Origin of the sequence: Sorangium sp. So ce1504 (genome assembly GCF_051521635.1) — a bacterium.
GTDB lineage: Bacteria > Myxococcota_A > Polyangia > Polyangiales > Polyangiaceae > Sorangium > Sorangium cellulosum_B.
Genome location: NZ_CP150365.1, coordinates 9,534,645 through 9,547,612 on the forward strand (window position 1 = coordinate 9,534,645; position 12,968 = coordinate 9,547,612).

Consider the following 12,968-nt stretch of genomic DNA (forward strand, 5'->3'; position numbering starts at 1 on the left):
CACAGCGTCGCTCAGGCTCCTCCCTGGTTCCGCGTCCGCGGCACGCCCCCCGTGGAGGGAGGTCGTCACGCGTGGCAGGGCCGGGCTGATGTCCGAGCCTCGATAACGTCCTATCGAGGGGGCGCCCCCGTTGCCGGGGCTCGCGTCTCCTGGAACCGGACCCCTGCGGTTCACAGCCGGCTCTTCCGAGCCAGGCGGACGAGAGCATCGGTGTTCACCAGGCTCGTTGGGTCGCCCTAAGGCCACGACGCCCTCGTCCCCTCCCCCCCGCTCACCAACGTGGTTGTCCTCGTCGTGATCGTGGTCGTGGTCGTCAACGGCTCGGATTCGGTTGCGCGGAGTCGAACGGAGGCGGAGACGATCGTCGACGAATGCACTCGAGCACGCCCGCCATGGCCATCAAGGACCTTGCCCGGAAAAGCCCATGAGCCAACCTGGGCGTCAACGCGCCGTGACGCGCCGCTTCACCGGGCGCGGCCGGCCCTCGACAGTTCTCCGGCGTCAGCGCTCCGTGATCACCAGTCCCCCACGGGGATCACCGTTCGAATGCCTCGCTCCCGAGATCTCCGCATGGTCTCAAGTACCGGTCCGAGATTGACCAGCAGTCTGCACGCTGACATATTCGTCCATCACGGAATGCCACTCGCTCGGCAGCGCTTGAGCGCAAGTAAAACGGCGCCACCTGTGACGCGTGCAGCTTCCGCAGCCACAGATTACGCAATGTTAAATCAACATTGAAGGCACATTCCATCAGAATGCGACAGAATCCGTAGTGCGTCTGTCGCACATGGTTTGCGGCGAGATCACGCCGCAACGCTGACGTTCTGCCACGTTCCCTGGAGGGAGCGCCGACCCGGGCACGGCCATGAGGCAAGCCAGGGCATGGCGCGCCATTGTCGACGTTGAAGGTGCGCGCGCGAGCGTGCCTGAGAGGAAAGAACATGTCAATCCCGAACCCTTACATCATCAACATCGACCTGTTCTGGCCCAACATGAACCGTCCGACTCAGAACGAGATCGCGCGCGTGAGGGCATTCGATATCGACGGCGCTACCGAGACGGAGGTAGGCCAGGGCGACTACGACCCGGAGACCGGCGGCTGGCCGGTGGTCCTGCAGCGCGTCGCGGCGTTCGCCTCGACACGAGAGACGGCGAATCTGCGCTTCAGGATCTATAGCGCGAACGGGCAGGAGGTGGGCTGGACGCAGACGTTCAACGCGATCCAGAGCGGGTCGAGGGTGCGCATCATCATCGGCCAGAGCGCCGAGCTCGTGAGCAGCGCGACCTGGACCGCATCTTCGCGCAAGCACCGCGCCTTCGGCACCGTGCGGAACACGATCGGTCTCGCCGCTTCGGGCATCGTCGTCGAGGCGTATCACGTCGGCTGGACGAGCAGCGGCGTCGACGAATTCCTGCTCAGCACGGCGGAGAGCGACGCAGGCGGAAACTTCGAGATCCTCTACAGCCCGCCGCCGGTGGCGAGCGCGTCGATCCCGATCGGCACACCCGCAGGACAGATCAACCTGATCCTGTATGCGAACGAAAAATTGAATCCGGAGGGAACGGAGCTGCGGAGGCTATCGTCCTCGGAGGTGATCTACAATGCCGCCCGCGAGCAGCAGCTCGATGTGGTGATCGATCGCGTGGTCGCCAACGCCGACTGCGAGTACGAGCGCCTGGTGACGGGGCTGACACCCAGCCTGGGGGTCTCAGAAGCCGCACAGCAGTCGACCGTACGCAAGCTCGATGAACGCCCAGATTTCCTGACCCTGGTCGCTCGCTCGAGCGGCTTCGATGAAGCGCTGGTCCGCGCCTTCGTTCGCTCCTGGCTCATCGCGAAGGAGATCGACACACAGCTTCCTCCCTCGACGCTGAGCGCGCCCATGTCGCGGGAAGTCATCTATTCGCTCGTGCGCGCCGGGCTCGGCGACAACCTGCGCGCGCTGCTCGACGTGAATCCCGACAAGTTCTTCCAGACGCTCGTCGCCGCCGTCCACCGCGGGATCATCTCCGCAGCGATCGAGGTCGACATCTATCCGACCCTGGTCGACACCTGGCGAACGGTGCTCGCGAAGTTGATGAATTTCGTCCCGTTGGACGGGAGCAGCGACCGTCCGTGGCAGCAACAGCTGCTCGAGCTCGTGCTCGGCAAAGAAGAGCGATTCCCCCAGATTCTGAACTTCAGGCAGACCTCGTTTGGCACCGCAACCACGGCGCACCAGGTCGCCATGCCTTCGGCGGTCACGGCCGGCGACCTGCTCATCGTGATGTTCGCCGCCCACGATGGGCCGGCCGTGACGACACCGGCCGGTTGGACGCAGTTGTGGACCGGCGTCCATAGTCTGGATGGCAGTGTTGGCCTGAGCGGCTACGCCAAAGTGGCAACGGGAAGCGAGGGCGGCACCCTCGTCAACTTCCAGACCTCGTCCGCACGGCAGGCGGCCGCGCATGTTTATCGCGTGGCCAAGAACAGCTGGAAGGGAACGATATCAGCAGGCGTAGGTGTCACCGTTTCAGCACAGGCCGCTAACCTGAGCGCTCAGGCCGATCCACCGGCACACACCCCCTTGACAGCCAACGCGGAGACCCTGTGGCTCCCATGCGCTGCGTTCGTTGGTGCGCCAGTCGTGACATCGTGGCCCGCCAACTACACTGCACACAATTTCACGAGCTCGTCAACGAACCCTGGAAATTGCTCGCTGGCGTCCGCCGCACGTGCAACGGCGGCCGCCACCGAAAATCCCCAGCCCTTTACCCTCGCTTCGGCCAGTACGTTGTGGCTGACGCGGACCGTCGCAATCCAGGGCCTGCCCGCGGCGGAGAACCCGTTCAGGGCCAAGAAGGAGGCGCTCATCGGCGCGCATTTCGACAACCTCGGGGAGCTCCCCGGGCTGCTCGCGGCGCTGGTCGATGACGAGGTGTTGACCGAGCAGCAGGCGGAGGACATCACGTTCGTGTTCGAGATGTACGAGAAGGTCGGCCGCTATTACCCGATCGTCGCCGCCGTGTACGCCAACAAAGCGAGCTCGGGCTGGCGCACGATCGAGGATCTCGCCACGGTGACGCTGGACGGCGCGCACCCGAACTGGACCGACTTCGCCTCCAGCTCGACCAGCTACAATGACGGTCGATACCCCGGCGATGTTCCGGGGTTCAACAGCACGTACGGGCAAGGAGCTGTCTACGCGAGGCGCCTCTACGACCTGTTCGGCAAGCTGAGCCCGCAGCGTCGCTTCGTCTCCCGCATTCAGGGGACGCCCACCCTCGTGGCGGTGCGCCAGTTCTTGACGGATCACCCCGACTTCAGCCTCGAGAAGGGCGACATCGACGACTACCTCGCCGAGAGCGAGCTCACGCTGAACGCCGACACCGTCGGCTCGATCAAGCAGCTCCAGCGCTTGTTTCGCTTGACCCCCGATTTCGACGCGGCCGCTCACCTCATCGGCCAGGCGCTCGACTCCGCGGTCCGGATCGCACGCATCCCGGAGGACCGATTCGTGGCCGATCATGAAGAGCACGTGGGTGGGCTCACCGCGGCGCGCGATATCCACCGCACGGCATCTCATTACGCGAACGAGATCCTCGCGACGCTGGTCAAGTTCCACCCGAACCTGAACGAGGTCGGGGGTATGAGCGCCGTGCCGGGGCCTGTCAACTTCACCGTGCTCGATCCGACGCACGGCTACACGCCCAACCTCGTAGACTCACCGGACGACACGATTTCGGGCAAGTTCCCGAACTGGATCACCCTGTTCGGCGACCTCAACAAATGTGCTTGCAAGCATTGCCAGACGGTGCTGAGCCCCGGCGCGTACCTGATGGACCTGCTGGAGTGGGTCGACGGCGCGCCCAAGAGAACGCTGTTCGAGCGCCGGCCCGACCTCGAGGACATCGAGCTCACCTGCTCGAACACGAACACGGTCCTGCCTTATATCGACATCGTCAACGAGGTCCTCGAAGCGGTCGTCGAGCCGCTCGAGTTCACCATCGGCCTCACGCCCGCTACGATGGAGCAGGCGAAGGACGGCGTCGCGGGGGCGCTCGGCGCGCTTCGCAGCGCGGTTGGCTCCGAAGGGTACGTGCTCAGCGAGCGCGCGGTCGCCAATCGGAGCGCCGCCTATACCGTAGCGAGCAACGAGTGGATCGTCGAGGACGATGCTGTCCGCTTCAGAATCCATGGCAACGCCGCGCCGCTCACGGTCTATCCAGCGCTCCAGACCAACGGAGCGAACGACTCGCTCGAGGTGTTTCCGGAGCACTTCAACCGCAAGGCTTACGACAAGCTCGCGCAGGCCGTCTTTCCGTTTCATCTGCCGCTGGCCCTCGGCAGGGAAGAGGTCGACGTCTTCCTCACGCAGAAGAACATCCGAAAGCATGAGATCCTCGAGGCGTTCTCGACGAGCGACGCCGACACGAAGCTCCTGGATCCGAACATCGCGCTCGCCTACCTGAACCTGACGCCCTCCGAGGCTCAGGCGATCCTCGGCGCGGAGCGCCCGGCGTCGGAGTACTGGGGCTTCGTGATCCCGCCCGGCGCCGACGAGGTGACCATCCGGCGGCCCGACAAACCCACCCTCAAGATCACCGCCCCGGAGCCGGCCCCGGGGGACCCGGACACGAGGCCGGCCTGGGTCAAGCTCGTGACGCTGGTGCCCGTATTCCTGCACCGCGCGGGCCTGAGTTACCAGGAGCTGCTCGACCTGCTGGATACCCGCTTCGTCCACCTCCAGGCCGCCGATCAGCACGGGATCCACGTCGTATCGAGCACAGACGAGCTCGTCGAGTGCAACTACAACGAGTTCCAGATCGCGCATCTCACTACGGATACGCTGCGGCGCGTCAGCTTCTTCGTCCGGCTCTGGCGCAAGCTCGGCTGGAGCATGCGCGAGCTCGACGTCTATCTGATGAGCCTCGAGGGCGGCAACATCCCCGCCAATCTCGTCAGGCTCGCTCAGGTGAAGCGCCTGGTCGACTCGCTGAAGCTCCCGCCGCTCGACGTCGTCGCGTGGTGGGCGAACCTCGACACGCGTCGCACCGGGCGAATCGAGAAGAGCCGCTTCGACGAGGTCTTCCTCGTGGGCGCCCCGAGCCAGGCCGAGTATCAAGGGCTCGAGCGGGTGCGGATCGGGGCGACGGTCAACCTCGCGACGGTGACGGATGACGAGGACTATCCGGCGCACCTCCGCGCGGCCCTCCGTCTGAATTCGACCGATATCGAGCGGCTCTGGGGGGAGGTCATCGTCTCAGAGTCGGTCACGAACCTCGGGCTGGCCGAGCTCACGGAGATGCACCGGGTAGCGACGCTCTCGAGGGCGATGGGGCTCTCGGTCGCCGAGTTCTACGACCTCACCGCGCTCGTGGGGAGCCCGTTCGTGGAGGAGGTGACCGATCTCCAGGCGGCCATCCTGAACACCTACGCCGTCATTCGAGAGCTCGAGCGAGCTCGGGCGACGCGCATGTCCGCCGCCGAGATCGCCTATTATCTGCGCCATGAGAGCGCGCCGGGCGCTCCGTTCACGCCCGCGGCGGAGGACATGGATCGCGCCGCTCAACGGCTCTCGGCGGCAGCGGCGGAGATCGAAGCGACCTACCCGGAACAGATCCCTGACGCGGCCGCGCTGGTCGCTGCGCTCACCAAGGTCATGCCGGCCGAGAAGGTCGTGCGGGCGATCCAGATCGTCGAGGGGCCGCCTGCGCCGCCCAACCTGGGCGACTTCGCTACGCAGGCGGAGTACGATGCCGCGCTCGCAGCCTACGAAGCGGTGCACGCACCGCTCTCGCAGCAAAACCTGAACTTCCTGGCGCGCTATTTCCTTCGGTTCTGGTCGGCGACCCCCGACTTCGTTCCCCTCGAACAGCTGGTCACCTACGACGCGGGTCTCTCGCGCGTGCTGCGCTACAAGCTCGTGTGGGATCGGCTCCGCGCCTACCTGGTCGACCAGGCGCGGGCGGCCTCGGCTCTCACCGTGGCTGCCGAGTCCATGGACCTCGCCCGTGATGAAACCGAGACGCTGCTCACGAAGGCGCTCCGGAGCTTGACCACGGACTTCTCCCCCGCCCTCCACGACTGGAAGAGCTTCATGAAAGGGGGATGGAATACCGCGGTGCCCGGGGAACTCAGGGCCTCCGTGGTCATCCCGCGGGACGACGACTACGGGTTCATCATCTCGGTCAGCTTGCCGGTGGCGCCCAGCATCGAGGTCGCCTTGTGGATCGACGGCAAGCAGCGCATCACCTATGGGTTCAACGAGGTTCAACAGAACAGGCACTATCTCCACGATGTCCTGAGTCTGAAGGCGGGCACGGTCCTCGACGTGCGTATCACCTATAGCAACGCTGAGGACGTCGCGCTGCTCTGGCAAGTCGGCAACGCGGACGTGGTCCCCGTGCCCGCGAGCGCCATCGTCCCATTCCGGACGGATGTCTACACCAAGCTGTTCAAGGCTGTCGGGCTCGTCAGAGGTCTCGAGCTGAAGAAGCCAGAGCTGAGATATCTGATCGAAGCGGACAGCTCGATCGGGCTTTCGCTCAACGCGCTCCCCGCGCGCGACGCCGACGCGGATGTGCCGTGGTCGGCGCTCGCGGGCTTCATCGATCTGCTCGACCTCCAGCGTTCGGTGGAGCTCAAGACCAAGACCCTGTTCGAGTTCTGGAGCGAAGGCGGCGGTTCTGCCGAGGCGCAGGCCGACGTCGTGGCTGCTCTCACGGGATGGAGGCTCGAAGACATTCTGGCCGTCTTCGACCTGCTCTCCCCGGCTCCCCCCCCGCCGCCGCCCTGGCATAGCTATGACCTCTCGGAGACGCTCAAGCTCTGGCAGCTGCTCAGGGCGACGATGCGGATCGTCCGGCGGCTCGAGCTCAACGCGAGCCAGATCATCGACCTCCTGCTCAGCCCAGCGCCGACCATCGGCGCCGCCGTTCAGCTCAGGAACGCCTTCCGATCGCAGTTCAGCAGGGATGCCTGGAAGGAGGTCTTCAAGCCGCTGCGCGACCCGCTCCGGCGACGTCAGCGGGACGCGCTCACGGGATACCTCACGACCGGCGCCGTCGAGGTCGATGGCGTGAACGGCGAGCAGAAGCCCGACTTCGTCGACGAGAACGACCTCTTCGCTCACTTCCTGATCGACGTCGAGATGGAGCCCGACACGCTCATCTCGCGTATCCGGCTCGCTTTGAACGTCGTGCAGCTCTTCGTCCAGCGCGTCTTCCTCGGGCTCGAGGACAACGCCTCGCTGATCCAGCTCGAGCAGGCCAAGGACCAGTGGGCGTGGATGCAGAACTACCGGGTCTGGGAGGCCAACCGCAAGGTCTTCCTCTACCCCGAGAACTGGATCGAGCCGGAGCTGCGCGACGACAAGACCGAGTTCTTCACGGAGCTCGAGAACGAGCTCGTCGAGGGCGACATCACGCACGAGCGGGGCCTCACGGCCCTCCAAAACTACCTGGAGAAGATGAGCGAGGTGTCGAACCTCGAGGTGGTAGGCACCTACGCCGAGGAGGTCTTTTCTGCCGGCGTCAATCACGTCCTTCACGTCGTGGGGCGCACGCGCTTCCAGTCGCGGAGCTTCTACTACCGGACGTTCCAGGCCAAGCAGTTCCACGACGGGATCTGGACGCCGTGGAAGAAGATCAACCTCGATATCAACGCCGACGTCGTCGCGCCGGTCGTCTTCAATGGGCGCCTCCACCTGTTCTGGCCCCTGGTGCAGAGCAAGCAGAAGCCGAAGCCCCTGCCGGCGAACAAGAACCACGTGGACGGAGACAACGCCGGAGCCGTGCACGCGGAGTTCCAGGCGGAGATCCGCCTCATGTGGAGCGAGTACGTGGCCTCCGAGAACAAGTGGCTCAAGCCCAAGCTCTCCAAGAGCCGCGTGACCGATGACGACGCGGAGACGATCTTCGATCGCGAGCTCGGCGAAGACAAGCCCAGGACGGCGGGCTACCACCTGCGTGTCGCCGTCGCGAGCAGCGAGTACGTGTCGGTGGATGTCGTCAAGACGAACATTCCGAACGCGGACGGCGTGAGCCGGGCCGACTCGCTCGCCGAATGGCTCTGGAAAGACAAGAACTTCCTCAGACCGAAGCGGCTCGGCACGTTCGCCGTGTGGCACACGGGCGACGACACGCTGGGGTCCAGCGACCTCGTGCTCAAGGTGGGAGAGAGCTGGCCGGAAGGAACCCTGCTCGTGCAGAACGCCGCCGTCGAGGTGGATTACATCGTCCACGCCAGGAACGCCGGCGATGAGCTTCGATTCCTGGGCAACGCGCCGTTCTTCCGGAGGACCCCGGGCGCCTTCCGCGTCTTCGGCACGAACTTCCCCTATCTTGGCAGCGCCGAGCTCAAGCCCTTCTTCTACGAGACACCCTCCACGAGCTTGTTTGCCGTGAGCAAGGGGGTCGTGACGCGGTCGGGCCTGAGCCGGGAAAAGACGCAAGTCGCCTCGTTCTCGACGTTCAACCATCCGCTGGTGACGGAGGTGCGAAAGCGCCTGCAGGCGTTCGGGCCGGAAGGCATCATGAACCGCGCGACGCAGGCGCTGCCCATCGCCGACAACCGGTACTACTCGAACTACTACTACAACTACTACGGCCACCTCTACCTGGGCTACCACATCGCCGGCGACAGGCAGGCCTGGGGTACGACGCAGCGCCTGATCGAGACGGAGCTCCACCCGACGCGCAGCGTGAAGCAGCCGTATCCGCTGCCCACGATCGAGTTCGGCTACGGGACGCCGTTCGGCATCTACAACTGGGAGCTCTTCTTCCATCTGCCGATGCTGATCGCGGGGCGCCTGAGCCAGGACCTGAAGTTCGAAGACGCCATGAAATGGTACCACTATGTCTTCGACCCCAAGCAGGAGCTCACGCGATACGAGCAGACCAAGCGCTGGGTCGAGCGCCTGCCGGCCGGCTGCCGCTACTGGAACTTCCTGCCGTTCTTCGCCAACAAGGACGCGACCGACAGCCTCTCGGAGACGCTGGGGCTCACGAAGACGCTGTCGACCTACGATCGCCAGGAGCTCACCGCGCTGATCGACGACTGGCGGCGCAACCCCTTCAATCCGCACCTCATCGCGCGGCAGCGGCTGGTGGCGTACCAGAAGTCCGTGGTGATGAAGTATCTCGACAACCTCATCGCCTGGGCGGATCAGCTCTTCCGGCTGGACACGATCGAGGCCATCAATCAAGCGACGCAGCTCTACATCCTCGCGGCCGAGCTGCTCGGCGACCGCCCCGAGGCGGTCGAGCCGCTGACGGGTGAGCCCAGGTACACGTACCGCGAGCTCAAGACGAAGGGGATCACGAGCTTCTCGAACGCCATCGTCGACGTCGAATACCGGCTCGTGAGCAACAGCGAGCACCTCAAGCAGACCCAGCTCGCGCAAGAGGACTCGGCGACGGCCTCGATCAAGAACCTCTCGCTCAGGACCCTCTTCTTCTGCGTGCCGAGGAACGAGCGGCTCGATGGCTACTGGGACACGGTGCAGGACCGTCTCTTCAAGATAAGAAACAGCATGAACATCGATGGGGTCAAGCGTCAGCTCAAGCTGTTCGAGCCCCCCATCGATCCGGCCCTGCTCGTGCGCGCCGCCGCGGCGGGCCTCGACCTCGGGAGCGTGCTCGCGCAGCTCAACGCGCCGCTGCCCTGCTACCGCTTCGGCACGTGGATCCAGCGGGCGGTCGATCTCGCGAACGAGCTCAAGGGCTTCGGGGCAGCGCTGCTCGCGGCGCTCGAGAAGAAAGACGCCGAGGAGCTGCAGCTCGTGCGCCAGGGGCATGAGATCAAGATGCTGGAGCTCGTGCGCCGGGTGCGGCAGGCGCAGATCGCCGAGGCCGAGGAGAACATCAGGGCGCTCGAGCTCTCGCGGGCGCTCGCCGAGGAGCGCCACACGGAGTACCGCACGCGCGCTCGCATCAACAAGAGCGAGCGGACGCAGCTCACGATGACCGACGTGAGCACCCAGCTCGAGGTGCTCCAGGGTGTATTCCACACCCTTGGCGGCATGTTCGCGTCCATCCCCGACACCAAAGCGGGCATGGTTGGGCCGTTCCCGCTCGTCAGCGTCGACGCGAAGATCGGGACCGCGTTCATCACCTCGATGAACTCCATTGCCAACGCGTTCGGCGCTGGGGCCAGCGCGACGCGCGGCAATGCGACCCTCGCCGGCATCAACGCAGGCCACGAGCGGCGCTGGGAGGACTGGAAGCTGCAAGAGCGGCTGGCGCGCAAGGAGATCGACCAGATCAACCAGCAGATCGTGGCCGCGCAGATCCGGCGCGACATCGCGCAGCGCGAGCTCGAGAACCACGAAACTCAGGTGGAGCATGCGGAAGAGGTGCGCGACTTCTTGCAGGAGAAGTTCACGAGCCGCGACCTCTACCAGTGGATGGTGCGCGAGCTCAGCCGCACTTATCAGCAGGTGTACAAGCTCGCCTATGACGTGGCGAAGAGCGCCGAGCGCACCTTCCAGTTCGAGCTCGGGCTCGATGGAACGAGCTTCATCCAGTTCGGATACTTCGACAGCTTGCGGCAAGGGCTGCTCGCCGGCGAGAAGCTCGTCCTCGACCTCAAGCGCATGGAAGTGGCCTACCTCGAGCGTAACAGACGCGAGTTCGAGATCCAGAAGCCGATCTCGCTCGCCGCGATCAACTCGGCCGCGCTTCAAGACCTGCGCGAGAAGGGCGCCTGCGAGTTCGAGCTCCCGGAAGTGCTGTTCGATCTCGATCACCCTGGCCAGTACTTCAGGCGCATCCGAGCGGTCCGGCTCACGATCCCCTGTGTCACCGGGCCGCACACCAGCGTCAGCGCCAAGCTCACCCTGCTCGGCAGCGCCATCCGCAAGCAGAGCACGGCCAATCCGACCGCGTACGCGTATACCGGCTTCGACGACCCGCGCTTCGTCCATGACCTCGTGGGCATTCAATCGATAGCGACCAGCAGCGCGCAGAGCGACGCAGGGCTGTTCGAGCTCAACTTCCGCGACGAGCGCTACCTGCCCTTCGAGGGCGCGGGGGTCATCAGCCGGTGGAGGCTCGAGCTGCCGACGGCGTATCCGCAGTTCGATCACAACACCATCTCCGACGCCGTCCTGCAGCTCAGCTACACCGCGCGCGACGGCGGCGGCACGCTCAAGGACGGCGCGGAATCCGCGATCATCGACGGGCTCAACAAGCTCCTCAAGGTCGTCTCCGACGAGGAGACCGGGCTCGTGCGGGTCCTTAGCCTCCGCAAGGAGTTCCCCGACGTGTTCCACCGCCTGCTCACCAGCCCGGGCGAGCCCGTCGATATGACGCTCCTGCCCGAGCACTTCCCGTTCGTGATCCGGCGCGCCCGCATGACGCTGACGCTCGCCAACATCGTCAATAACGAGGGCTACGTCGACGTTCACGTCATCACCAAGCCCGGCGCCACGCTGAGCGGCGCCGACATCTCGCTGAACGGCGGCGACCAGGCGCCAGTGAACCCGCAAAATGGCATCGCCGTGCAGTCCCTGCCCAAAGGCGCCAGCGCCTCCACGACGCTGCTCCAGAACTGGGCCGCGGAGACCTGGGCGCTGGAGCAGCACGGCATGAACGCCGACACCGTGGAAGATATCGTCTTTGTCGTGAGATACACGGCGGCGGCCGCCGACTGACACCTGAACCGTCCGCGGTCTCTACTACGTCATGAGGAGAGTAACATGGCAAGAGTAATGATCTGGCCCGACCTCTACAAAGAACAGGGCCACTGGCTTCCGTGCATCAATCTGGCCAAATCCCTGCAGAGCGCCGGCTACACCGTGGAGTTCATGGGCATCCCGGATTGCCGTTTCATCATGGAACCGTACATGAATTCTCTGAGCGACCCGATGTTCCACGAGATTCTCGCATCGGTGTACCCGCTCGGGCACTCCTACGAGAACAAACTCGAGCCGCTCGACCAGCGCTGGAAGCCGCACCATCTGCTGCCGATCTGCCGCGGCGCGCTCGATGACGTTTTCCTCGGGCCCTCCGCGCCGAACCTGCTCATCGGCGGCTACTTCACCGCGCTCGAAACGCTGCTCATCCATCGCAAATACGGGATCCCTTTCGTCCTCATCACCACCTACCTCCGCCACCCCGACGACACGCCCCGGCTCCACGCCAAGACCAAGCTCGTCTATATGCCGCGCGCCGTCTCGCAAAAGATCATCGACTCCGTCTCGCCGCAGCCGGGCCTCGACATCGATCAATTCATCGATCCGCTCCGAGACAGGCTCGAGCTGATCCCTTGCCCTGGTGTGTTCGACTTCAACGACGACGACTGGAATCATGGCGATCACGTCAAGTACGTCGAGCCCATGATCGCGCGGCAGCACCTGAGCGGTGGCTCCTTGCCCGGCAATCCGGCGGGGATCCCGACGGACAAGCCGCTCATCTTCGGCACAGCCGGCTCGCAAGTCCAGGATTACGAGTTCAAGGCACGGCAATTCTTCAACAACCTCATCGATATGATGAAGACCCAGAGGATGGAGGACCATCACCTCGTCCTCGCGGTCGGTGACAAGCTCCTCGCTCAGCTCAACGTCGAATACGGCGTTGACGTGGACCCGCTCAACAATCGCCTTCCAGCGAACGTCAGCCTCTTCTCCTGGGTCTCCCAGCTCGACATCCTGAAGCGAGCCGAGGTGGTGTTCATGCACGGCGGCCTCGCCACGATCAAGGAGTCCATCTGGGAGGAGGTCCCCATCGTCATCGTCCCCCACGGCAAGGACCAGATGGACAACGCCCTGAGGATCCGGCGGAGCGGCATCGGCGTCGTCTCCGAGGTCGCCGACCTCACTCCGCAGCAGCTCCGCGGCCTCTTCACGGCGGCCACCACGAGCACGTGGATCCGGCAGAAGCTCGCGAAGATGAAGGGCGTCTTCCAGGCCGAGGAGACCAAGGCTCCCAAGCCCAGCATTCAACTGATCCAGAGCGTGGTGGCCCCTTGAACCGTCGGTGAGGCG

Annotated in this window: 2 protein-coding genes; both read left to right on the top strand. The window is 64.8% G+C overall.

The genetic code is table 11. From position 1 onward, the window contains the following. Positions 1-941: 941 nt before the first annotated feature. A complete protein-coding gene (locus tag WMF39_RS35980) occupies positions 942-11,636 on the top strand; it encodes a neuraminidase-like domain-containing protein (protein ID WP_437740993.1) in 10,695 nt (3,564 codons plus the stop codon). A gap of 45 nt (positions 11,637-11,681) precedes the next feature. Next, the gene (locus WMF39_RS35985; protein ID WP_437740994.1) at positions 11,682-12,953 is read left to right on the top strand and encodes a glycosyltransferase; all 1,272 of its coding nucleotides are present in this window, start codon (positions 11,682-11,684) and stop codon (positions 12,951-12,953) included. Positions 12,954-12,968 lie beyond the last annotated feature (15 nt).